This is a genomic window from Candidatus Alcyoniella australis, from assembly GCA_030765605.1.
In the GTDB taxonomy this organism is placed as follows: Bacteria; Lernaellota; Lernaellaia; order JAVCCG01; family Alcyoniellaceae; genus Alcyoniella; species Alcyoniella australis.
The window spans coordinates 10,504-35,006 of the sequence record JAVCCG010000110.1; the positions used below are offsets into that span (position 1 = coordinate 10,504).

14 protein-coding genes are annotated in these 24,503 nt (G+C 64.4%); 11 read left to right on the forward strand and 3 right to left on the reverse strand.

Features of this window, described 5'->3' with window-relative positions; genetic code table 11:
- Window positions 1-4 precede the first annotated feature (4 nt).
- From P9M14_13170 to P9M14_13180, 3 genes are read left to right on the forward strand one after another with little or no spacing between them, the layout of a single operon-like run.
- On the forward strand, window positions 5-1,711 hold the full coding sequence (locus P9M14_13170; GenBank protein MDP8256695.1) for a carbamoyltransferase C-terminal domain-containing protein: 1,707 nt from the start codon (window positions 5-7) through the stop codon (window positions 1,709-1,711).
- On the forward strand, window positions 1,708-8,784 hold the full coding sequence (locus P9M14_13175) for a radical SAM protein (GenBank protein ID MDP8256696.1): 7,077 nt from the start codon (window positions 1,708-1,710) through the stop codon (window positions 8,782-8,784). The genes P9M14_13170 and P9M14_13175 overlap by 4 nt, the downstream gene beginning before the upstream one ends.
- Window positions 8,785-8,814: 30 nt before the next feature.
- Window positions 8,815-10,071 (forward strand): GDSL-type esterase/lipase family protein, encoded by a 1,257-nt coding sequence (locus P9M14_13180; GenBank protein MDP8256697.1) that lies wholly within the window; start codon window positions 8,815-8,817, stop codon window positions 10,069-10,071.
- Window positions 10,072-10,084: 13 nt separating this feature from the next.
- On the opposite strand, the gene P9M14_13185 is transcribed toward P9M14_13180, so the two are convergent.
- Together P9M14_13185 and P9M14_13190 are read right to left on the reverse strand one after the other, a co-directional pair.
- Window positions 10,085-14,377, reverse strand: coding sequence for an NYN domain-containing protein (locus P9M14_13185; protein ID MDP8256698.1), 4,293 nt, complete (start codon window positions 14,375-14,377; stop codon window positions 10,085-10,087).
- Window positions 14,378-14,587: 210 nt separating this feature from the next.
- On the reverse strand, window positions 14,588-15,622 hold the full coding sequence (locus tag P9M14_13190) for an ATP-dependent 6-phosphofructokinase (GenBank protein MDP8256699.1): 1,035 nt from the start codon (window positions 15,620-15,622) through the stop codon (window positions 14,588-14,590).
- 107 nt (window positions 15,623-15,729) lie between these two features.
- On the opposite strand from P9M14_13190, the gene rsmI reads away from it, so the two are divergent.
- Both rsmI and P9M14_13200 read left to right on the forward strand, forming a co-directional pair.
- Window positions 15,730-16,581, forward strand: a complete 852-nt coding sequence (gene rsmI, locus P9M14_13195) for a 16S rRNA (cytidine(1402)-2'-O)-methyltransferase (GenBank protein MDP8256700.1) — start codon at window positions 15,730-15,732, stop codon at window positions 16,579-16,581.
- Window positions 16,582-16,764, forward strand: a complete 183-nt coding sequence (locus P9M14_13200; GenBank protein ID MDP8256701.1) for a hypothetical protein — start codon at window positions 16,582-16,584, stop codon at window positions 16,762-16,764. It begins immediately after the preceding gene.
- Here the strand turns inward: P9M14_13200 and P9M14_13205 are convergent.
- Window positions 16,757-17,551 carry a nitrilase-related carbon-nitrogen hydrolase gene (locus tag P9M14_13205; GenBank protein MDP8256702.1) on the reverse strand — a complete coding sequence of 265 codons (795 nt, stop codon included), beginning with the start codon at window positions 17,549-17,551 and terminating at the stop codon, window positions 16,757-16,759. The genes P9M14_13200 and P9M14_13205 overlap by 8 nt on opposite strands.
- Before the next feature lie 77 nt (window positions 17,552-17,628).
- Here P9M14_13205 and P9M14_13210 point away from each other — a divergent pair, with 77 nt between their 5' ends.
- Genes P9M14_13210 through thpR form a run of 6 tightly spaced genes read left to right on the forward strand, consistent with a single transcriptional unit; the run spans window position 17,629 to window position 24,492 of the window.
- Window positions 17,629-19,830 (forward strand): lytic transglycosylase domain-containing protein, encoded by a 2,202-nt coding sequence (locus P9M14_13210; protein MDP8256703.1) that lies wholly within the window; start codon window positions 17,629-17,631, stop codon window positions 19,828-19,830.
- A gap of 32 nt (window positions 19,831-19,862) precedes the next feature.
- Complete coding sequence (locus P9M14_13215) at window positions 19,863-20,825, forward strand: P1 family peptidase (GenBank protein ID MDP8256704.1); 963 nt, start codon at window positions 19,863-19,865, stop codon at window positions 20,823-20,825.
- Entirely contained in the window at window positions 20,826-22,214 is a 1,389-nt protein-coding gene (locus P9M14_13220) for a M23 family metallopeptidase (protein ID MDP8256705.1), read from the forward strand.
- Window positions 22,214-22,678 carry a phosphatidylglycerophosphatase A gene (locus tag P9M14_13225; GenBank protein MDP8256706.1) on the forward strand — a complete coding sequence of 155 codons (465 nt, stop codon included), beginning with the start codon at window positions 22,214-22,216 and terminating at the stop codon, window positions 22,676-22,678. Before P9M14_13220 ends, P9M14_13225 begins: the two co-directional genes overlap by 1 nt.
- Complete coding sequence (locus P9M14_13230; GenBank protein ID MDP8256707.1) at window positions 22,679-23,929, forward strand: competence/damage-inducible protein A; 1,251 nt, start codon at window positions 22,679-22,681, stop codon at window positions 23,927-23,929.
- Window positions 23,926-24,492 carry an RNA 2',3'-cyclic phosphodiesterase gene (thpR, locus tag P9M14_13235; GenBank protein MDP8256708.1) on the forward strand — a complete coding sequence of 189 codons (567 nt, stop codon included), beginning with the start codon at window positions 23,926-23,928 and terminating at the stop codon, window positions 24,490-24,492. Before P9M14_13230 ends, thpR begins: the two co-directional genes overlap by 4 nt.
- Window positions 24,493-24,503 lie beyond the last annotated feature (11 nt).

The window sequence follows — 24,503 nt, forward strand, 5'->3', positions numbered from 1 at the left end:
GACGATGAAGATTTTGGCGCTGTCGGACAACCACGGCTCGGGCGCGACGCTGCTCGATGGCGACCGGGTGCTGTTGGCGGTCAACCAGGAGCGCCTGGATCGCCGTAAGAACTCGGGCGAGTTCCCCTGGCAGACCATCGATGCGGTGCTCCAGAGCGCGGGCTGGTCGCCGCAGGACGTTGACCTGGTCGCGCTGGCGAGCAACTTCACGCCATCCTTTCCCTTAAGATTGTTCAACCGCCGACACGAGCGCATGCGGCGCAACGCCGGGCAGTTCAGCTACCTGTTCAACCTCTACATCCTCTACCAGGTCGCCGCGCTGAGCCTGCCGCCGACCTGGCAGCTGGACATGCTGCTCTCTAAGCTGCTGATCAGCCGCCGTCTGCGCGCACGCGGTTTCAAGGCGCCGCTGCGATTCGTCGAGCACCACACGTCTCACGCCGCGGCGGCGTTTCTCACCTCGCCGTTTTCCGAGGCCACGGTGATCACAATGGACGCGATGGGCGACGGCCTGAGCGTCACGGTCAGCGTCGGCCGCCCTGACGGCAGCCTCGATCGCGTGTTCAGGCAAAAGGGCCTGTGCTCGCTGAGCAGCTACTACTCGCGCGCCACCGAGTTCCTGGGGTTTACGCCCAACCGCCACGAGGGCAAGCTCACCGGCCTGGCAGCCTACGGCGACCCGTTCCCGCTGCTCGATCAGATGAACCGACTGCTGCACTTCCGCTCGCCGGGCCTCTCAAGGCTCAACTACTGCCTCAAGCAGTCGCCGCGATTGGGTCACTACCGCGAGCTGCGACGCCATTCGCGCGAGGACGTGGCAGCCGCACTGCAACTCAACCTCGAGCGCGAGGCGGTCAAGTTCGTGCGGCACTGGGTCGAGATCACCGGCGTGCGCAACGTGGCGCTGGCCGGCGGCGTGTTCGAGAACGTCAAACTCAACCAACGGATCCACGAGCTGGACTCGGTGGAGCAAATCTACATCTTCCCCAATATGTCCGATTCCGGCCTGGCCTACGGCGCGGCGCTGTATGCCGCGGGGCTTGAGCCGCATCCGCTGCCCACGGTCTACACCGGGTTCGAGTTCGATGCCCGGAGCATCGAGCGGGCGGCAGCGCAGTGGCCCCACGGGGTCGAGCAGCCCGAGAACATGGAGCACGAGGCGGCCGCGCTGCTGGCAAAAGGTAAAGTCGTGGCGCGCTTCTGCGATCGGATGGAATATGGGCCGCGGGCCCTGGGCAACCGCTCGATTCTCTACAGCGCGGTCGACCCGGCGGTCAACGACTGGCTCAACCGGCGGCTGAAGCGCACCGAGTTTATGCCCTTTGCGCCCGCGACCCTGGTCGAGCACGCGGACGAGTGTTTCAACGGCGTGGGCGGCGCGGAGTTCACTGCACGCTTTATGAACATCTGTTTTAATTGTACGCCGTTCACTAGGGAGCGTACCCCGGGCGTGGTGCATGTGGACAACACGGCGCGGCCGCAGCTGGTGGCCGAGCAAGACAATCCGAGTTACTACCGGACTCTGCGGCGCTATCACGAGCTGACCGGCCTGCCGACCCTAATCAACACCTCGTTCAACATGCACGAGGAGCCGATCGTCTGTACGCCCGAAGACGCCATCCGCTCGTTCCACGAGGGACACCTGGACTACCTAGTGCTCGGCCACCTGCTGCTCAAGGGGCCGGAGGCGGACAGGGAGAAGGGGGCGTGAAAGCCCAGCAGATCGTCGAGCAGTACGACCGGCCGCGGATGGTGATGATCCAGACCACCGGCCGCTGCAACTCCAGCTGCGTGATTTGCCCATATCCCAAACTGCGCCGCGAGCTGCCCCAGGGCGAGATGGACCAAGGTCTGTTCGAGGACCTGCTCGCCCAGTGCGCGCAGATCGGCGGGTTCGAGCGCGCGATGGTCTACCTGATGAACGAGCCGCTGCTCGATCCGCTGATCGTCGAGCGCATCGACGCGGTCAAGGCGGCGCTGCCCGAGGCCAAGGTGCACATCCTGACCAACGGCGCGGCGCTTACCCCGCGGCTGAGCGAGCGGCTGCTCGAATCGGGCCTGGACTGGATCGGTTTCTCGGTGCACGCCAACACCACCGAGACCTACCGCCAGGTCTGCGGACGCAAAGACTTTGCGATAATCCGCGGCCGGATTGTGAATTTTATCCAGCGTGCGCAGCAGCTCAAGGACCCCAACTACTCGATGGTCAACATCTACCACGTGCGGCCCTACGTCAGCGACGCGGAGTTTGACCAGGCCGCGCAATTCTGGCGCGACCAGGGCGTGCAGCGCCTCGACCTTTATCAGGGGTACGTCAGCCGCGCGGGCAACGTCGAGGTCTTTGGACACAAACCGCTACGGCACGACGTTCTCGCGGGCTGCCGCACGGTCTGGGCCTACCGCATGCTGCACGTGCTCCACGACGGCTCGGTGATTCCGTGCTGCATGGACTGGGCTCGCTCCGAAATCTGGGGCGATCTGAACAAACGTAGCGTGCTCGACATCTGGCGCGGTCCCGAGCGCCTGGAGTTTCTGCGGCGGGCCTGCGGCCAAGATGATGCTGACGAAGATTTCATCTGCCTGCACTGCGAGGACGCGATCGCGGAGCAATCCGAGCAGGCCGAACAGGCCGAGCAGGCCAAGCAGCCGACGGACGAGGCGGCCCAATATCCTGCTGCTGCCGTGGTCGAGGTTTCGGCGATTGCAACGGCAGAGGGTTCGCAGGCTCAGGATGAGGGTCAAGCCGCGGACGACAAGCAAGCAACGGACGATGAGCAGGATCCCTGCGTACTGCTGTTGCAGCTTCCGCCGTGGCTGCCGGCCAACCCGCCGTTGGGCCTGGCCTGCCTCTCGCGCTATTGCGCGGACGCCGGATTCCGCGCCGAGGTCTTTGATCTCAACATCGAGCTTTACGGCAGTAGCGACGAGCCCACGCGGCAGCTTTGGCAGTGGGAGCGCGGGGTGTTCTGGGAGGACGAGACCCAGATCGAGCAGCGCTTCGGCGCGCAGTGGGATCGTTGGGCGCAACGTGTGCTCGATCATCCGGCGCAACTGATCGGCATCTCGGCCTACGATCGTCGCGAGAGCGCCATCGTGCTGCTTGTCAGACGTTTGCGGCAGGCAGGCGAGCAAAGGCCGATCGTGCTCGGAGGCCCCGGCGTGCTCTCGGATAAGCTGCGACAGCTTTATTGCGGGCGGCTGCCGGGGATGATCGACGGCTTCGTGCTGCGCGAGGGCGAGCAAACGTTGGTCGAGATCTGTCGCGCGCTGGAACAGGGGCGGGATTTTGACGGCCTGCCCGGCGTGCTGACCGTTGATCCGCAGACCGGCGAGGAGCGCTACACGCCGCGGGCTGCGCTCGCTGCGGACCAGATTCCCTCGCCGACCTTCGATGGCTTTGACGTGGCGGCCTACACCGACAAGAGCCTGGGGTTGGAGTGGAGCCGCGGCTGCCTCAACGCCTGCGCGTTTTGCCAGGTCAACAAGTTCTGGCGCGGGTATCGCGCCAAGCCCGCGGCGCAGGCCGTGGCCGAGATCGTCAAGCTACACCGTCGCCACGGCATTGAGTACTTCTCGCTGGCCGACTCGCTGCTCAACGGCGACGCGGAAAATCTGGCAAAGATCGCCGATGGCCTGATCGACGCGGGACTGCCAATCCGCTGGTCGGCCGGAATCGCGATCCATCCGCCGCTGCCCGACGCGCTGTTTGATAAATTGGCGCGATCCGGCTGCTTCAGATTGGAGTTCGGCCTGGAGAGCGGCTCGGATCGGGTGCTGAAGTTGATGGGCAAACGCAACAACGGCGACGACGCGGCGCGAGCCGTGCGCCTGGCCCACGCTACGGGGATCGAGGCCGTGCTCTACCTGATCGTCGGCTATCCGGGCGAGACCGAGGACGACGTCGATCAGACAATCGACTGGCTTGAGCGCAACGCCCAACACGTCGATCTGGTACGTAGTCTCAACGGGCTAATCATCCTCGACGACAGCCCGCTTTTTAAAAAGGCGCGCAGCCTGGACATCGAGATGCCCGATTGTTCCGAGCCGGGCTGGGGCGCGCGTTGGGCCGTGGGCGAGAATACGCCCGAGACTCGCGTGGCGCGCATCGATCGCGTACGCGCGGCCCTGGAGCGTCTGGGCGTGCCCGTGGAGTTCTCCAATCGCGACGAGGTGCTGCCCACCCCGGCGTTCATCGACGAGCGGATCGCCGGAATCAGCACGCGGCTGGATCAGCAGATCGGGCGGCTGAACAACGTTGAGGCGAGCATCGATCGGTTGCTGCAAGCCGGGCCGCGTCCGATTCGGCCGGGGTACGGCGGGCTGATGCTGGTGCTGCCGCCGGTGTGGGGTACGCAAATGCCGCCGCTGGGACTTGCATACGTAGCGGCCTTTGTGCAGTCCCAGGGCTACGATCCGCTGATTTGGGACCTCAACGCCTACATGGCGCGCAACGTCGAGGATCGGACCGCCGCGCTGTGGCAGGAGAACAACTTCCGCAACTGGACCGACGTCGACCGCTTTCCCGAGGTGCTGCGGCTGATCCGGCCGCAGCTTGAGGCCGCGGCCGAGCGGATCGTGGGCACCGGTCGGCGGGTGATCGCCTTCTCGGTATACAGCCCCAACCGCGCGGCGGCCATCGAGCTGGCGCGGATGATCCGGCAACGCGCGCCTGATCGGGTGATCATCGCCGGCGGGCGCGGGGTGACCACGCACAACGAGCGTCTGCTGTTTCCGCCGGACGTGTTCGACGCGCTGGTTGTGGGCGAGGGCGAGACCGCGATCGTGCCGCTGATCGAGGCGATCTTCGACAATCGCGACATTGAACCGTTCCCGGGCGTGGTAGTGCCCGGCGGCGAGGCCTGGACCGAGCTTACCCCGCGCGAGCCGTGCGACGATCTGGCATTGCTGCCGTTCCCGACCTACGAGGGGTTCGACATAGGCCTCTACGGCGAGCCGGAACAGGAGCCGGAATTGCCGCTACTGTTCAGCCGCTCGTGCATCAAACGCTGCGCTTTTTGCAACGACCACGGGGCCATGGGCCGCTTCCGCGCGCGCCCACCCGAACACATGCTGGCCGAGATCCGCTATCACGTAACGCACAACGGCAGGCGGCGCTTCCGCTTTAACGACCAGCTGATCAACGGCGACCTGCGCAAGCTCGAGCGCCTCTGCGAGCTGCTGATCGACAGCGGACTGGGAGTGGAGTGGATCGCGCTGGCAGCCCCGCGCGGCGAGATGAGCGCCGAGCTGTTCGCCAAGATGCGCGCCGCGGGCTGCTACACGCTGAACTTCGGCGTGGAGTCCGGCTCGGACAAGGTGCTCAAGGCGATGAACAAGGGCTTCAGCACGGACGATGCGGCCCGCAGCATCCAACGCGCACGGCAGGCCGGCATCAACACCATGCTCAACTTCATTGTCGGCTTTCCCGGTGAGACTGAACAGGACTTCGAACTTACCATGCGCTTCATCGAGCAGCACCGCGAGCACATATGCGGCATCACCAGCGTTAACTCGCTGATCCTGCTCGAGGGCTCACCGATATTTGATGACGCGGAGCGTCACGGGATCGTGCTGCCCAAGCGCAACGCGGATCTCGAATGGTTCATTCCGCAGCTCAACACGCCGCAGATGCGACGCGAGCGCGCCCAGCGACTAGTGCAAAAGATCCGCGAACTCGACCTGCACTTTCTGGTGAGCAACCTTGAGGAGCGCGTGGACGACCCGACCGCGATCGAGGCCCGACCCGATGCCGATCAGCCCTGCGGGCCCTCGGAACCCGAGGAGCCGTGTGCGGTCTGTGACGAGCAGCCCGCGTCTCCGGGCATGCGCCCTGGAGAGCAAGACCCGATGCGCGACCAGCGCGGCACGCCGCGGCTGGAACAGATCGACAAGGGGCCGTTCGACGTGCTGCTGCTGCTGCCGCCGGTATGGGGTGTGGGCGTGGCGCCGTTGGGAATCGCCTACCTCGAGCAGGCGCTGCTCGACGCCGGGATCAAAGTCGGTTGCCTGGACCTGAACATTAAACTCTACAATCGCACCGACCGTCCCGAGCTGTGGACCATGGAGAGTTACAAGGCCTGGACCGACCCCGAGCAGTGGCGGCCGACCGTGGAGTCGATGTCAGAGCTGTTCGAGCACTACCTGGATCAGATTCTGGCCGTGGACGCGCCGATCATCGGCTTATCGACCTTCACCAGCAACATCGAGGTGGCGCTGGAGATCGCGCGGCGCATCAAGCAACGGCAGCCGAAGCGCACGCTGATCTTCGGCGGGCCGGGGATGTCCAACAGCTTTGAGCCCAATCGTATCGGACCGGAGAACGGCGACTTCGTGATCTTCGGCGAGGCCGAACACAGTTTGGTCCAGCTGGTGCGTGCGCTGCTTGGCGAGGGATTCCAGAGCGGGATCGAGGGCGTGCGTCGCGCCGGGGACACCGCGGACGTGTTGCAGATCGAACGGTCGATCGTGCTCAAGCCCGGGGAGTTGCAGTTCCCGCGCTTTCATTCGATACGCCTCGAGGAGTACTCCAGCCGCGCGGCGCCGCTTTTGGCCAGCCGCGGCTGCGTGCGACGCTGTACGTTTTGCAACGACCACCACATCTACCGCAAGTACCGCGGGCGTTCGGCCCAGGACGTGTTCGACGAGATTCGCTTTCACTTTGAGCAGGGGCGCACCGAGTTCACGTTCAACGACGTACTGATCAACGGCAACGTGCGCGAGCTGCGAGGGCTGTGCAAGTTGATCGTCGACGCCGGGATGGAGATCCACTGGGGCGGACAGGGCGTGGTCCGCAAGGAGATGGATTTCGAAACCCTGAGCCTGATGCGCGCCGCGGGCTGCATGAGCATGGTTTACGGCGTGGAGTCGTTCTCGGACAAAGTGCTTAAGTTGATGAACAAGCCGTACACCAAGGCGATGTGCATCGACGTGCTGGGCGCCACGCGGCAAGCGGGGATGGAAGCGATCATCAACATCATCGTCGGCTTCCCCGGCGAGACTGAGGACGACTTCCGCGAGACCTACGATTTTTTGATCGAGCACCGTGGGCTGATCGACCAGGTGGCGTCGATTTCGCCGTGCCTGGTCAACCTCGGAGCGCCGCTGCAACGCGACTTTCAAAAGTACGGCATCGTTTTTCCCAAGGACGAGCCGTCGGTCAAGTGGTCCACCGCGGACGGCGAGAACACCTTTGAGGTGCGCCGCCGCCGACTGTTGCGGATCACCAACCTGGTGGCCGAGTGGGACAAGTCGATCCATACCATCAACCTCTACGACGACGAGCGCGACAATCTGCGCGAGATCGAGGCCTCCGAGGGAATCAGCAAACAGGCGCCGCGCGAACGTCTGGACGAAAGCAGCGGCCCGCTGCTGCTGCTGAGTATGGCGCCGCCGTGGGGCGTGGAGTTTCCGCCGCTGGGTCTGGCCGCGCTGGCGACCAGCGCGCGCGAGGCGGGCCACGCGGTAAGCGCCTACGACCTGAACATGGCGATGTACGATGCGGCGGACGAGCAGCATCGCAGCTGGTGGCAGCTGGAGCACCTCAAGTTTTGGGAGGAGCCCGAACACCTGCAACAAATCCTTAGACATACCGCCGATGTGTTCGAGGCGTTTGTGGAGCGCGCGGCCCAGGGAGAGGAGCCGCTGGTCGGGCTGACCGTACACGCGGGCAACTTCCGGCTGAGCATGCGGCTGATCGAGCTGATTAAAAAGAGCAACCCGCAAAAGAAGGTGCTGCTAGGCGGCCCGGGGGTGTTCTTCGAGGCCGACCGACGCCTGATTCCGGCCGGGCTGGTCGATGGCATAGTCGTTGGCGAGGGCGAGGCCACGCTCAATGAACTGCTCGATGCTTTCAAGGCCCATGGTGAGCTGCGCGAGACTGCGGGCCTGCTGCTCAAGGACAAACCCTACAGCGAACGGCAGCCGATCCGGCCGCTGGAGGAACTGCCCACGCCGCTGTTCGAGGACTTCGACCTCGATCTTTATCAGAGCAACAAGCTGCCGGTGATGTTCGGCCGCGGCTGCATCGGCAAGTGCGCCTTTTGCAACGACCACCAGCTGATCGCGGGTTATCGCATGAAACGGCCCGAGACCATGCTGCGCGAGATCATGCACTACAGCGAGCGCTATACAGTGGGCGCGTTTGCCTTTAACGATCTGATCCTCAACGCCTCGCGCCCAAGGCTACTCCAGTTTGCGCGGCTGGTGATCGACGCGGACCTGTCGATCCGCTGGACAGGACAGGCGGTAATCGATCCGCAGATGACGGTCGACGATTTTGCGCTGCTCAAGCGCGCGGGCTGCGACAGCCTGGTCTTTGGGGTGGAGAGTTTCTCGGACCGCGTGCTTACGCTGATGGGCAAGCGCTTCAGCGGCGAGCAGGCGTTGCAATGCCTGGAGCGCTGCCGCCAAGGCGGAGTCGAGGCGCACATCAACCTGATCGTCGGCTTCCCCGGCGAGGGGCGGCAGGATTTCGCGCAGACCCTCGAGGCGCTGGTTGAGCACTCCGGATTGATCGACCGCGTCTCAGCGGTTTCGACCTGCATCATCGTGCCAAGTTGCGACCTGGAACGGAATCCCGAGCGCTATGATATTGTCTTGCCCGACGAGCACCACTGGCGGCTGTGGCGCACCTCCGACAACCAAAACACTTACGAGATCAGGCGCGAGCGGTTGGTCGAGTTGATCGCGGCTCTCGATCGATTGGGGATCGAGCACGGAATGCACAACCTATACCTCGAATCGCTGGACGAGGACGAGCCACAGCGCCCGGATCAGCACGATTGATCGATCTTTGACCGAATCTAAGATGACTCAATGAGAAAGCAAACGCGCATCGGCAAGGCGGGAGCAGCTGGCATCGGCCGCAGGCTGCTGTTCTGGTCCGCCTTTGCGCTGATCTGCTTCCTGGCTACGTTGATCGGCTTGGTCTGCCTCAACCAGGCGGCGGGCAAACTGCGACCGCAACCGCGGGCCGATGTCTACAAGCCGATCTACGACTCGGACCAATGGCTGCCCTTTGTGCTCAAACCCGGAGCGCGGATCGATGCGCCCTACGGCGTCTACGGCCAGTACTCGGAACTGTTCGCCCGCTCGGACGCAACCTACGAGCTGAGCATCAACAGCCAAGGCTGTCGCGGTCCCGAGTTTGCGCTGCCCAAGCCGCCGGGCGTTTTGCGCGTGGTGCTGCTCGGCGATTCCTCGACTTTCGGCTGGGACACGCCCCTGGAAAAGACCTATGGCCGTCTACTCGAGGATGCGCTGCAACAGCGGTTCAGCGGTCAGACAATCGAGGTGGTCAATGCCGGCGAGCCCAACTTCTCATCGTGGTTCGGCCTGATCCACCTGGAACACCGCGTGCTGAGCTTTGAACCGGACTTGCTACTTGTCAGCTTCGGACGTAACGACGAACTCGACACGGCGTTCAGCCCCCAGGACCTGAGCCGTAACCTGCCCGACAAGCAGCTTGTGCCGCGCGAGCTGGGATTTACCGCCAACATGGAGTGGCTGACCAAGCGTTGCCAAGGCAACCAAGCGCGCGGGCCGCGCAACGTCCTGCGCAGCACTGCGCTCTATAGGCTGCTGGTGCGGCTGATTTACGGCGAACAGCAGTACGAGGATCGCGGGATTGAGCTGCCGGAAGACGTGGTCTATCGCGTGAGCGTCCAGGACTACGAGGACAACCTACGCGAGATTGCGCGTCTGGCCCGCGCGGCGGGCGCCGACGTGCTGTTTATTGAGATCGGCGTGCTCCATCCGCAATACCGCGAGGCCATGGCGCGCGTTGCCGACGAGCTCGGCGCGCCGTTCCTGGGCACATTCGATCTGCAGATGATCTCGTCGGACTGGATCAAGGCGCAGCCGCGGTTGGCACAGGATCGCGAGCTGTTCCTCTCGATTCTGGGCGAGCCCGCGATGAACAGCAGCCCCGGCGGCTGGCTATGGTACACCACCGACTTTTGCCATCCCAACGCCATGGGGCACGCGGTGATCCACCGCGACCTGGCGCCGCTGGTGATCGAGATTATCCAGCGGCGGCTTGCAGTCGGCCGCAGCCCATCCAGCGTACTCTGAAGATCGATTAATCTTAAAGTTTAATGATGTCGTCCACGTATTCCAGGGCTTTACCCAGGCGTTGCTTGTAGCGCTCGGAGAGGCTGACGCCGCGTACGGCCCAGACGCGCACCGAGCGTCCTTCCTGGTTGCGCAGGCGCATGATGATCCGACTGAAGTCGCGGTCGGCCGAGACTAAAATGAAAGTGCCGACGTTGGGCTCCTCCGACGAAACCCGGGAGATTTCGTCGTAGATCTCGAAGTCGGCCCCGTCCTTATCGGCGTCCGGGGGCATCAGCGTGTCGAAGCCCGTGGAGCGGTAGAGCCGCTGGTGCGCGGAGAATACCGGATTGTCCCAGTTGGCCACGGCCACGCAACGCGCCATCGGCCCCAGTTGCGACGCCTGCTCGCGCAGGCGCTCGATCACGTGCTGCATGCGCTTGTTGTCGCGCAAATCGATCCCGCGCTCCTCGAGCTTGGTCTGCAGCGAGAGGAACAGGTTCTCGTGATCCACGAACAGTGCGATGTTGCGTGCAACCGGCGGCTCAACCGTGCCGTCGGTCTGGTAGGGCAGGTTACCGCGGGTCTCGATCAGCCGGGACAAGTGCTTGCTTAGCATTCCGGCGCTGATCGACAGCTTGCCGTCCTGCTCGCGGAAGATGCCGTAGCGCATCAGCCGCTCGACCGACTGGCGCCCCTCGAGCTGCTCGGCGGCGGAGACCGACGAGAGCAGTTCATCGCGCCCCGCCGACCCCAGCTCGGTCAGCCGCCGGGTCACTAGGGCATCGAGCTCGTTGAACATCGAGGCGTCCCACCACGTTGAGAAGTAGACCTCCTCGCGGGCCAGGGCCTCGGCCGCGTCGAGCACGTCGTCCGGGATCAGCACCGTGCGCATGTCCTCGCCCAGGGCGTGGACCACCAGCCAGTCGCCGAGCAGATGGACGAAGGCCGGATGCCCGCCGGTCTGCTGATAGGCGGCCTGTAGCAGCTCCTCGGGGAAGACGATCTTTTGCGAGGAGAACGCCGAGCTCAGGAACTGGTCGTGGTCGCGGCGCGTCAGCAGGTCCAGCTCGACACGCACCACCCGCGAGAACAGGTTGTGCTGCAGACGGTGCAGCAGATCGTCCAGCCGCCGGGCCGAGCTGAAGGCGGCCGAGAAACGACCGTCGTCGATCGCCGCGGAGAGCAGCGAAAGGAAGCTGCTGTCCACTCCGTTCTTGGCCTTGGCGAGGATCGCCTCGACCGCGTACTGGAACTCGTCGAACAGCAGTACGCAGTGGCGCTGGTCGTTGGATACGGCGTTGAAGAACTCGCCCAGGGTGCTGTCCGGGTCTTTTTCCAGTGCGCTGAGGTCGGGCGGATTGGTCAGGCAACCAAGGCTGCCCATCGTCTCCGCAATGCGGTTGCACAGCCCCTTGTAAAAGGCGAACTTCGAGGTCTGCGGATCGGCGAGCAACCCCTCGAGGTTGAGCCGCACCACGCAGAACTCATCGGGCAGGCTGCCGGCGAGGAAGTTGAACAGGCTGGTCTTGCCCACGCGCTTGATGCCGTCGAGAAACGGCACGCGGCCTTGTGGGATCTGCGAGAGGCTCTGGGTAAGACTGCGCAGTTGGTTGTCGCGGCCGACGAACAGCTCGCCGCGGTTGGCCGGGATGTCGCGCAACGGCAGGAACGGCGAGGTGATCGCCGAGACGCCGGCTGCTTTGAAAAAATCGGTCACGGTCACGCGCAGCGGCGCGCTGGGCTCGACCGTGCAGCGCTGCTTGTTGACCGTCAGTTCGGCCCGTACCTTGAAGGCGGCCTTGCCCTCGGACTGGATCGGCCGCAGCTTAAACTTGACGTAAGCGCGCCCGCCCGCGGGAATCTCGCCGATCGAGATTTTTTTCGTGACCAGCAGCTCGGCCGCGTCGCCGACCGGATCGAGGGTCACGCTGACCTCGTGCTGGTCCATCGGCTCGCGGTTCTCTACGACGAGCACTAGGCTGGTCGTCGCGGCATCGGAGCTGAGGAACGGGCTGATCGCCTCGATTGTCAGATCGGGTAGCAGCCGTACGTCGCGCCCCAGTTCGGTGACCAGCCGCTCGACCATCTGGACCAGCGCGCTGGTCGAACCCGCCCGTTCGCCGACCAGTGCGGACTGGGCTTCGACCGCTTTGATGCGCAGTTTGTTCAGCGCGTCCAGATCGCCGTGGCTGGCCTCAAGTTCCTGATCCTCGACAATCCCGCGCGCCAGCTCCAGAGCGTCGCGTACGGTCGCAGCCACGTTGCCCTCGACCTGGCCCAGTGCCTCGAGACCGGGCACGGCGCGTTCGGCCAAGACGTAGGCCGGAATCAGGTCGTCGAGCTTGATCAGCTTGGCGCAATCGGCCGCGAGCTGCGCGGCGTCGATCGGCTCCACTGGACGCGGCGGCTCGGGCGGCGGCAGCTGCTCGTAGCGCGGCTGCGGCTGCGCGCTCTCGTCAATCGAGAACGGCTGCGACCGAATCTCCTCGACCGCAGCCTGGGCGATCAACGGCTCGGCCTGCTCGATCAGCCACTGATCGACCTCTAGTTCGCGCGCCTCCTCGAGTAGTTCCGGATCGAGGGTCGTCAGTTTGTGCCGCACTACGAACTGCAGCAGCTGGCTGGTCACCTCGCGTTTGGTACTGACGTGCGCACGCGAGCGATTGGTGATCTGCGCCTTGCGCAAGAACGCGTTCTTGGCCTGCTCGAGTTTGCCCATGTTCTCGTAAAGGCAACCGAGGTATTCCAGATCGATATAGCTGTTGGGGAAATTGCGCGTGCGTTGGATGAAGTAAGCCGCGCCCTGTTCCTCGAGGCCCGAGGCGATGAAGTAGCTGAAGGCGCGCTTGAGTCGCTCGGCGCCGGGCCGCGGATCGGTCAGGCCCGGAACCCGCGCCGGGTCGAAGCTGATTGGGCCCGAGAGCAACTGCAACAGCCGGTCGAGGTAGTTCGCCGCCCGCTCCTCGTTGCCGATCTTGTTCGACAGGTAGAGCCCCAGCGCGGCGTATTCGTTGGTCGGGAAATGGTCGATCAGGTGCAGCACACGCTCATCCCAGCCCAGGAGGATCGTCAGGCCGAGGATCGACTCGATGAAGTCGGTGTTGCGCATGTTGTTCTGCAGCAGGAAGTCCTGGTCCAGGTACTTCTGCGCGCTCTCCAGATCCTCGAGCTTGAAGTGGATGCAGGCCAGGTTCCAGAAGGTCAGGTAGTTGCTGCGCTTGACGTTGACAACCTGTTCGAGCAGACGCTGGGCGCCGGTGAGGTTGCCCAGCCGGGCCTGGCAATAGGCCAGCCATTCCTTGAGGATCGGGTACTCCGGCTCCTCGGAGAACAGTTGGGAGAACGCCTGCTCGGCCCGGGAGATCTCGCCCTCGGAGTCGAGGCGCTCGGCCGCGACCCAGCGGCCGTAGACATCGCGCGGCAGGCTGCGCGGACGGTAGGGCGGCTTGAACGCCAGCACCTCGCCCAGCCGCTCGCCCAGGGTTCGCAGTTGGGACTCGACAGTGGGCGAAATCAGCTCGACGACCTGTTGTTTGTCGCCGGCCTTGACCGCTTCGCGGATCTGGTCGTGCAGCTCCGAGGGGATGATCTCCTCGTGGAACGGCCGCAGAGCCCCGGACTCGATCCCCAGGCGCACCTGCTCGGGGAGCAGGGCGCTGACCTGCTCGCGGAACAGCCGAACGCGCTCCTTGAGCCGGTCGTGGCTCGGGAAGTTCCAGGCGCTTTTAAGCTCGCGTTCGAGCACCGCCAGGTATTGCTCGTTGTTTTCCTCGGAGAGCCGCTCCATGTGCTGCGAGAAGGTATTCCACACCGCCTCCTGCGCTCGGCGCAGGGGAAGATCGAAGCTGCACGCCGGCCGCGGATCGGACTCGTAGCCGCGGTGACGGCAGATTGTCTTGACCTGTTCGGTGATCGTCTGCTGCACCTGGTCCAGGACGAAGTCCTCGGCCTGCACCGCATTGAGCCTGCAGTACAGATAGGTCATCAGGCTCTCGACCATTTTTTGTTCCCACTTGGCGAGGTTGAAGCACTCGGTCGCCAGGTTGGCGGCCTGTATCGCCTCGTGGGGCAGGTCGATCGCCTGCAGGGTCTTGGCCATGAACATCGAGGGAAAGGCGATTGATTTGTAGAGATTGTCGGTTTTAACCGTTAAGGGATTATCCTGGTATTGTTTGTAGGTATCCCAAAGTCTCTCCAGCGCCTCTTCCTGACGTGAACGTTGTTCCTCGGGTATTTTCTCGACCAGCGCCTTGAGCTCAGAAAAGATGTCGGGGATTGATTGCACCAAACGATTGGGAGTGAAAAATCTCCATTCGAAATCCATTGTCAAACTCCTTGTCTCGAAAGATTGGCCGGCAAACAGACCAGCCGATGGGTCCGGATTTTTGGCGAAACGAAGCCGTATGCATGATCCGGGCAATAGATATCTCAATTACGAAACGATTCATCGGTGATTGAACGAACCGAAGCAGGTTGTCAAAGATCGATCGAACCACCAGGGTTCGAACGTGGGCCGATACTCGATTTTAGCAGATTAGCCGAAGAAGGCCCGTGCCACCTCGTACAACTCGGCCGGAACCTCTTTGATCCCCTCCCTGACAATCGACAGGTCGACGGAGGTGAAGTGGCCGTTGGTGCGCGAGGCCATCATGCCAAACTGCCCTTGCTTGATCATCTCCACGGCCATCACACCATACTGCGTGGCCAAGTTGCGGTCGTAGGCCGTGGGCGTGCCGCCGCGCTGGGTGTGTCCCAGGTTGGTGACCCTGGCGTCGAACCCAGTGGCGTCGCGTAGCTTACGCGAGAGCACCTCGCCGATACCGCCGAGGGTGACGTGGCCGAACTCGTCGATCGAAGCGCCCTGGGTGATCAGCTTTTCGCCGTCCGCCTCGTCGAACTTGGCCCCCTCGCTGACCGCCACGATCGAGAAGTTTTTACCGCGGTTGTGGCGGCGGATGATCAGGTTGGCCACCTCGCTGAGTTTGAACGGGAATTCGGGAATCAACGTCACGTCCGCGCCGCCGGCCATCCCGGCGCGCAGGGCGATCCACCCCGCATGGCGACCCATCACCTCGACGATCATCACGCGGTTGTGACTCTCGGCCGTGGTGTGGATACGGTCGATGGCCTCGGTGGCCACGGTTACCGCGGTGTCGAAACCGATGGTGACGTCGGTGCCCATCAGGTCGTTGTCAATGGTTTTGGGTACGCCGACCACCGGGACGTTCATCTCGTGGAGCTTCGAGGCCACGCCCAGGGTGTCCTCGCCGCCGATGGCCACCAGCGCGTCCAGGTGCAGGTGCTCGATGTTCTTCTGAACGACCTTGGGCCCCTCTTCGTCTTTAAACGGATTAGTCCGGCTGGTGCCCAGGATCGTGCCGCCCTTGGGCAGAATTCCCGAGACGCTGCGCAGGTCCAGCTCGCGTGCGTTGAGCTGCATTAATCCCTTCCAACCGCTGAGGATACCCAGGCAGTCCCAACCATAGATTTTGGACTTGCGTACTACCGCCCGGATCGCTGCATTCAGGCCGGGACAGTCGCCTCCTCCAGTCAAAATTCCGATTCTCACAGGGTCCTCCTTTTAAATACCTTGACCCGTCCGCACCGAGCTTGCGATATTAGTGCGGCCCTTCCGCTGATGTCAACACGGCAAACAAGACGGCAGAGAACTAATAAATGCTTGAATCTAAAGGAACACTGTATATCGTCGCCACGCCTCTGGGCAACCGCGACGACATCACCTTGCGTGCTGTAGAACTCTTGGCCCAGGCCGATTTGGTCTGCGCCGAGGACACTCGCGAGGCCGCACGACTGTTCGCCCACCACAATATAAAAAACAAGCTCATCAGTCTGTACGAACACAACGAGCAGCAGCGAATCGAACCGATTCTGGAGCGGCTGCTGCAGGGGCAGCGGGTGGCGCTGATCAGCGACGCGGGAACTCCGGGATTGAGCGACCCGGGGTACCGCCTGATCGGCGCGGCCCTCGAGCGCGGGATCGAGGTCCGGCCGCTGCCCGGTCCGGCGGCGCTGATCGCCGCGCTGTCGGCCTCGGGCCTGCCGATGGAACGTTTTTGCTTCACCAGTTTTTTACCGCGCAAGGGAGCCCGGCGGTTGCAGCGGCTGGCGCAACTGGCAGTCTTTCCCGGGACAGTTGTGATCTACGAGTCGCCGCGGCGGCTGGCCCAACTCTGCGGCCAGGCCCTGCCGATCTTCGGCGACCGCCGGGCCGTGTTGGCCCGGGAACTGACCAAGCAACACGAGCAGTTCGTGCGCAGTCGACTCAGCGAACTTGAGCGGCTTTACCACGACGAGCCGCCACGGGGCGAGGTCACGCTATTGATCGCACCGCCCGAGGACCATGAGCTCTCGGCCGAGGCATTGCGGCCGCTGCTGCTGCGCGCTCGTCGGCCCGATGAGCCGCCGTCCAAGGCCGCCTCGCGGATCGCCCGCGAGTTCGGCCTGCCGCGCTCCGAGGTCTACGCGATTCTCACCGGACAGAGCGATTCAACATCAGAGGAGGAATAGATGACAACCAGTAAATCCGAGATCGAGGCTGCGGTCAGGCGCGCCAGCCGTCAGGGAAAACTCTCGTGCAAGACCGCGTTCAAACTCGCCGAAAGTCTGGCCGTCACGCCGCGCAAAGTCGGGGCCGTGGCCAACGAGCTGAAGATTAAAATCGTCGGCTGTCAGCTCGGACTGTTCAAGTAGTCCGGTACAGCTCGGGCCGCCGCCGCTGGAGTAAATGATCGCGCGGGGTCAGGTGCTTGTCGTCGGCCTGGCGCGGATCAATATCCACGAGCAACGTGCGGCTCCGTTTGCCGTCGGCGCGCGCCAGCACCCGGCCGTCCGGGGCCACGATTTGGCTGCGGCCGGTGAAGGTCAGCTCCTGGTCGTCCACGCGCTCGATGCCGATGCGGTTGGCCGTGGCGATGAACAGCCTGTTCTCCAGCGCGCGGGTGATCGACGCATTCTGGAAATAGGGCAGCACCAGATTGGCCGGGTGGGCGATAAGCTGCGCGCCGGCCAGCACTAGGCTACGCGCCGATTCGGGGAAGGCCCAGTCGAAACAGATCATTATCCCCAGTCTCAGTCCGGGCAGGTCGAAGACCCTAAAGCCGCTGTCGCCGGGGTCGAACAGGCTGTGCTCGCGGTCGAACAGGTGGGTCTTGCGATAGACCCCGACCAGCCCCTCGGGGCCCACGAGCATCGCCGAGTTGTAAATCCGGTCTTCACATAGTTCGGGAAAACCGGCCACAATGTGCATTGAGCTGCGCCGGGCCAGGCGCTTAAGCAGCTCGAAGCTCGGCGCGCCGGGTGCGGCCGGTTCGGCCAGCGGCAGCAGGCTTGCACGGTCGGCGAATAAATAGCCGCTGGTGACCAGCTCGGGCAGCACCGCCAGCTCGACGTCGATTGTACGCAAACGGCGCTCGATGCGCCGCAGGTTTTCCTCGCGTTGGCCGTTGAGCACGTCGATTTGCACCACTGCGATCTTCATCAATCCGATTTTTAGCCATCTGGCGGCTGTGGGGCAAGCGATTGTGCTGCGCCGCGCGTTGTGATACCCCCAAGACAATGCTCAGACCCCGTATTTTTCGCGTGCTGTTGGTCGTGCTGCTGGCGCTGTCTTGCACGGCTGCGGCCGATTCTGATCAATCCCGGATCGAGTTGTGCCGCAGCGAGTTCAACGCGGCCCACTCGGCCTTTGAGCGCGGCCGTTATGATCGGGCCCTGGCCGGGTTCGAGGGTCTGTGCGGGCGCTACGCGGAAATGGAGGATTACCTGCTGTACTACGCTGCGCTGTGTGCCCAGCGGCTGGACAGTCCAGGGCAGGTGCTCGATTTCGCCCAGCGGCTGATCGAGCTGGATGGGTACAGCCGACTTGTGGAGCAGGCGCAGGAACTACAGCTCTACGCGCTGATCGATCTGGGGAGCTACTCCCGGGCCGAGCAGCTCGCCACGCAGCAGCTCGAAGCGCAGGAGCATCCCGGCGACTCACGGCTGCGCTTTATCCGCGCGCGAGCCCTGGAGGGGCGCGGCCAATACGCGGCCGCGGCTCACGAGTACTTGCTGCTCACCGCGATGTTCAAGGGAAATCGTTGGCACGACGAGGCACAGCAGCGGCTGCGGTTGCTGCAAAGTCGTGAACTCGCGTCCCAACCAAAGCTCTCGTCGCAGGAACTACTCGAGGTGGCGCGCAGCCACTTTGGCCGCGATCATCCGCGGACCGCGGGCTATTACGGTCAGCAGCTTATCGAGCGTGGGGCGCGTGGGGCCGCGGCGGCCGAGGCCACGGTCTACTACGCCAATCGATTGAGCAAGTCGCGCAACAGGCGCGATCGCGACAAGGCGTTGGAGCTGTTCAACAAGGTGCTCGCCGAGTATAAGCAGCACGAGCAGTGGGTGGCCGCGGCGCTCTACCTCTCGACGCCGCTGCTCTCCGACTCCGAGGCCGACCAACGCAAGGCCGCGTTGTTGGAGCGCTACCCCCAGAGCCACTGGGCAGCCTGGGCTGCCTACGACTTGGCGGACGCGGCTTGGGACGCTCACGATTTCGTTTCAGCGGCAGAGCTGTTTTTGTACTGCGCCGAGAATTTCGAGCAGTTCGAGCGTCGGGGGGATGCCCTGTGGCGCGGCGGCTTTGCCTCGTACATGACCGGGCAGTACAGCAACGCGGTGCGGGCGCTGGAGGCATCGGCCGATGTGGAAAGCGACTCTGAGGACGTGCAGCGCGCCCTGTTCTGGGCGGCCCGTGCTTGTGAGGCGCGCGGCGACCGGCCCGGCGCGGCCCTGGGCTACTTCGCGGTGCTCGACCAGGGGCCGCACGAGTACTACGGTCTGCTGGCGCGTGAACGACTGCGGTCCATGGGCGTGCCGCCGCTGGTCCGCTCCGAGCGATTCGATTTGGGCGGCGCGGCCCCGTCCCTGGGCGCGCTGGCGCCCGCGGGCATGGCCCTGCCCACGACGGACGATGCAGCGGGGTTGGTCCACACGGCGCAGGCGCAAGAGGAGGGATTCGCGGCCTTCCATTTGCTGCGGCTGCGCGAGCAGCTGGCCATGGGGTTGATCGATCAGGCCCAGCTCGAGGTGCAGGCGCTGCGCAGCGCGCGGGACTACGGCGGAGTAAGCGCATCGGCTTTGCTCTCTGAGGCGCTGTGGGACGAGCAGCAGCTGCTGAGCAGTCTGATCGTGGCCAACTACGCGCAGCGCCTGGCCGGGCTCAGCGGGTTGCCCGATCCCCATGGCGTGCTGTGGAGCCTGCGGCTGCCCAAGCCGTACTTTGAGACGGTCAAGTTGATGGCCGAGGACAACGGCGTGGATCCCTACCTGATGATGGGGTTGATGCGCCAGGAGAGCGCGTTCCAAAGCGGGGTCACCAGCCGTTCGGGCGCGCGCGGCCTGATGCAGGTTATGCCCTCCACGGGTAAGTACATCGCGCGCAAGCTCGGCGTGCTCGAGCGCTACAAGCACGCCTTGCTGTACCAGCCCGATGTGTCGATCGCCCTGGGCTGCTGGTACATCGGGCATTTGCAGGGAATCGCGGACAACGACGCGGTGCGCACCGTGGCCTCGTACAACGGCGGTCCGGGCAACGCGGCCAAGTGGTGGCCGCGCTTTTCCGGGATGGAGCAGGCCGCGGCCGTGGAGCTGATCCCACTGCGCGAGACGCGCAACTACGTCAAATACGTTATGCGCAACTGGAGCCTGTACCGCGAGCGCTATTTAAGCTACGACCCGAATCCGCCGATCCGGCTGCTGCTGACGACCGTCGATTGACAGCCCCTCGGACGGCATCTAAATTGGGCCAAATGCCGATCAACCGCCGCATACCGCTCCCCGGACTCACCATTGGAAACGCTCAGGACCAATCCGCACTGACGGGCGTCACGGTGATGCTGACCGTTGATGGGGCAGTGGCCGGAATGGACGTGCGCGGGTTTGCCGCGGGCACGCGCCAGTGCGACTCGTTGGACGTGCTGCACGTGGTCCAGCGCGTGCACGGCCTGTGCTTTGCCGGCGGCAGCGCCTTTGGCACCGGCGCCTCGACCGGCGTGCTCGACTATCTGGCCGAGCGCGAGATCGGCCAGAACACGGTCTACGCCCAGGTGCCGATCGTGCCCTGCGCCGTGGTCTTCGACCTGGGGTTGGGCGACGCGCGGGCGCGGCCCACTCCGCAGATGGCGCGTCAAGCGTGCGAGTCCGCGTCCGCGGATTATCAGGTCGGCGCAATCGGCGCGGGGACCGGCATTGCCGTGGGCAAGTACCTGGGTATCGAGCAGGCGATGAAATCGGGGATCGGCTCGGCGAGCGTGGAATCCGGCGAGCTGATCGTCTTCGCCCTGGCCGTGGTCAACGCCTTTGGCTGCGTCTACGACCCGACCGGCTGCCGACCCGTTGCCGGCGCGCGCGACCCGCAAAGCCCGGGCGAGATATTCACTCCGGACCGACTGGCCTATGACGCGGATTCGCGCCTGGGGCCGGTCGAGAACACGGTGCTGGTCGCGGTGTTCACCAACGCAGCGCTGGACAAGATCGAGGCCAACCGCGTGGCGCGCATGGCCCAGGCCGGTATGGCGCGTTGTGTGGTCCCGGCCTGGAGCCCCTACGACGGCGACATCGTTTTTGCCCTGTCCCTGGGCCAGGTGAGCGCCGACCAGACGCGGGTCGGAGTGCTGGCCGCCGACGCGGTATCCGGGGCGATTATCGACGCGGTGCGCAGCGCGCCCAGCGGCGGCGGGCTGATCAGCGCCACTGAATTCGGGAGCGCATAAGTGAAGTTCAAATCGGTTTTGGCGCTGATCGCCATCCTGGTGGTGGTCGCAGCGGTGATCCACCTGTCGCACAAGCGCGAGCAGCTGCTTGTGCAACAGGATCTGCACGAGCAGCACGCGGCCCTGGCGCGGCTGGTCGAACTGCCCGAACGGCCGCAGCAGATCAAGGGTGAGACGGTGACGGTCGAGCGCGATCAGACCGTGTACCAGATCCTGCTCGACAGGGGAGTGACCGCGACCGAGATCCACGCTCTGCTCGGCGCCGCATCCGAGCACTACGATCTGGCTAAAGTCCGCGTGGGCGATAAGCTGCTGCTCGACGTTCAGGGCGAGCCCGCACGGCTGATGAGCCTGGTCTACGAGCCCGACGACGAGCGCACGCTGATCGTAAGCCGCAATGACGAGGGATTCGTCGCGCAGATGCGCGAGATGGAACTCGACGTGCTGCTCACCCCCTACAGCTTCAAGGTCGAGAACAGTTTGTGGTGGGACGCCAAGCAATCGGGGCTGGACGACCGCACCACCGGCAACCTGATCGAGATCTTCGAGTACGACATCGACTTTTTCATGGAGCAACAACCGGGCGATGACTACACGCTGTTGCTCGAGCACAAGTACGATCACGGACGATTCTACAAGTACGGCGGGATTGTCTCGGCGGTGGCCGTGGTGCACGACGAGCCGCACTCCGCGGTGTCTTGGACCGACCCCCAGGGCAAGGCCGGCTGGTACAACCTCGCGGGCGAGGGTCTGCGCCGGGCGTTCCTCAAGGCTCCGCTGAACTATCGCCGGATCAGCTCGGGCTACACCATGCATCGCAAGCATCCGATTTTGGGCATCGTGCGGCCGCATCAGGGGATCGACTACGCCGCACCCACCGGCACGCCGGTGCGCGCGGTGGCCGACGGCACCGTGGTCTTTGCCGGGCGCAAGGGCGGCTACGGCAGGTACGTCGAGATCCGGCACATCAACAACTACAACACCTGCTATGCCCACCTGAGCAAGTACGGACGCGGGGTCAAGCGCGGCGTGCGCGTCAAACAGGGGCAGGTGATCGGCTACGTGGGCTCCAGCGGAATGTCCACCGGGCCGCACCTGGACTTCCGCATGAAGAAGAACGGGCACTTCGTCAATCCATTGCGCGAGAAGCTGCCCTCGACCGAGCCGCTCAAGCCCGAATATTTGACGCAGTTCCAGCAGTACGCGCGCGAGCGCATGGCGCAGATGAACCTCGATCAAAACGCACAGCCCCTGACGCCGCCGTCCGGACGGAGCGTTGAGGTCGCGGAGCAGCCCGTTGTTGCGAACGAGCCCACGCCGCAGCCCGATGCAGCGGAGCAAGGGCTGCCGACCAACCCCCACGACTCGGGCGCCACAGGAGGCGAGTGATGAACGCCAAAGAACGCATGCTGTACTTCATTGCCACCGGCGCGGGCCTGGGCGAGGCGCCGATCATCAGCGGCACTTTCGGCACGCTGGCCGGCATCCCGGTTTGGATCATTTTCTATCAGCTGGGATGGCCGCTGTACGCCCTGAGCACGATCGCGCTGCTGTTCATCGGCGTGCTCGCCGCAGCCTGGGCCGAGGGACATTTCGGCAAGAAGGACGCGGGCCAGATCGTGATCGACGAGGTGGTCGGATTCCTAGTGACGATGCTGCTCGCGCCGTTTACTTTGCGCGCGGCGATATACGGTTTTCTGCTGTTCCGCTTTTTCGACATCGTCAAACCGTTTCCAGCACGGCGTATCGACAAACGGCTCGGCGGCGGCTGGGGCGTGATGCTCGACGACGTGTTCGCCGGGCTCTACGCCGGCATCGCCATGCAGCTGCTGCTCTGCGCCGGATGGATCTAAGTGGGCCCGCGAGCGGTACTGATCGCCACCGGGGCCGAACTGGTCGCGGGTAAGACCCGCGACGCGGACTCGCCGCTTATCGCTCAGGCGCTCTCCAGCCGGGGAGTGGCAATCGAGCGCGTGGAGCTGGTGGGCGACGATTCCGGGGCGATTACGGCCGCGGTACTGCGCGCGGCGCGCGAGGTCGAGCTGGTGGTGGTCACCGGCGGGCTGGGGCCCACCGAGGACGATCTGACCAGCAGCGCAGTGGCCCAGGCCGCGGGTCTCGAACTGGAGCTCGACGAGCAGCTCCTAGCGCAGCTCGAACAACGCTTCTCCGCGATGGGCTTTGTCATGCCGCGCAGCAACGTCAAGCAGGCCCAGTTGCCGCAGGGCGCGATTGTGCTGCCCAACTCCAAGGGCACGGCCCCGGGATTTATCGTTGCGGTCGCCCAAGCGCAGGTGGCGGTGCTGCCCGGGCCGCCGTTCGAGTGCGCAGCGATGCTCGAGAACGAGCTACTGCCGCGGCTATATGAACTGCTCGATCTCGGGCCGCCGATCGAGCTGCGACTGCTGCGTACCTTCGGTATGACCGAGTCCGGGCTCTCGGATCTGCTGCGTAAAAATCCTTACCAAGGGGACGTGGAGCTGGGGTACAAGGCCGGGTTCCCCGAGATCCTGCTGACCCTGCGCGCCGCGGGCCACGGTGCGCTGGACGAGCTCGACGAGTGCGAGCGCCACGTGCGCTCGGTGGTCGGCCGCTACGTTTACGCGGCGGGCGAGGCTGCGTTGCCCGAGGTCGTAACCCGGATGCTGATCGAGCGCGGCCAGACCCTGGCGCTGGCCGAGAGCTGCACCGGCGGGCTGATCGCCAAGCTGATCACCGACCTGCCGGGAAGCTCGGCGGTCTTCATGCGCGGCGCGGTGACCTATACCAACCGCTCTAAGGTCGAGATGCTCGACGTGCCGCTGGAGTTGATCGAGGAGCACGGCGCGGTGAGCGAGCCGGTGGCTTTGGCCATGGCGCGCGGCATCCGCGAGCAGGCCGACGCGGACTTCGGCATCGGCGTGACCGGCATCGCCGGACCCGAGGGCGGCAGCGAGGATAAGCCCGTGGGCACGGTCTGGATCAGCCTGTCTACGCCGGACCAATCTTGGGCCTGGAAGCAGCGCTTCCCCTGGGATCGCGCGCGGGTGCGAATGGTCAGCGCCTGGTCCGCCCTCGAACGATTGCGCAGGCAGATGCTCGGAATCCAGGAGAGCGATTCTTGACGCAACGGCGGCTGTTCGTGGCGATCCCCCTTGACGACGATTTGCGCTCACGCCTGGAACAAGCCCAGAACAACCTGGCCCGGAGCAATGCTGATCTGCGTTGGACCAGGCCCGGGTCGATCCACCTTACTCTCAAGTTTCTCGGCGATACCCACGAGCGGCTGGTTCCCGATATCAGCGCTGAGCTCGAGCAGTGCGTTGCTGCGCATCGCGGTCGGACCCTGCGGGTCAAGGGATTGGGCGCTTTCCCCGATCTGCGGCGGCCGCGGGTGATCTGGGCCGGGCTCGAGGGCGACCTAGACGCGCTGTGCGCCGTGCAACGGGACGTGGAGCAGCGCCTGGCGCGCCTGGGGTTTGAACCGGAGCGACGCGGGTTCTCGCCGCACCTGACTTTGGGTCGGGTGCGTTCTCCCCGACGACTGGGCGAGCTGATCAAAGCGGTCGAGGCGGGCTCGCAGGCCGATCTGGGGGTGCTCGAGGCGCGGCGGATCGTGCTCTATCAAAGCCAGCTGCTGCCCGGCGGTGCGCGCTACACTTGTCTTGCCCGCTACAAGATGGCGTGATATATAAACTC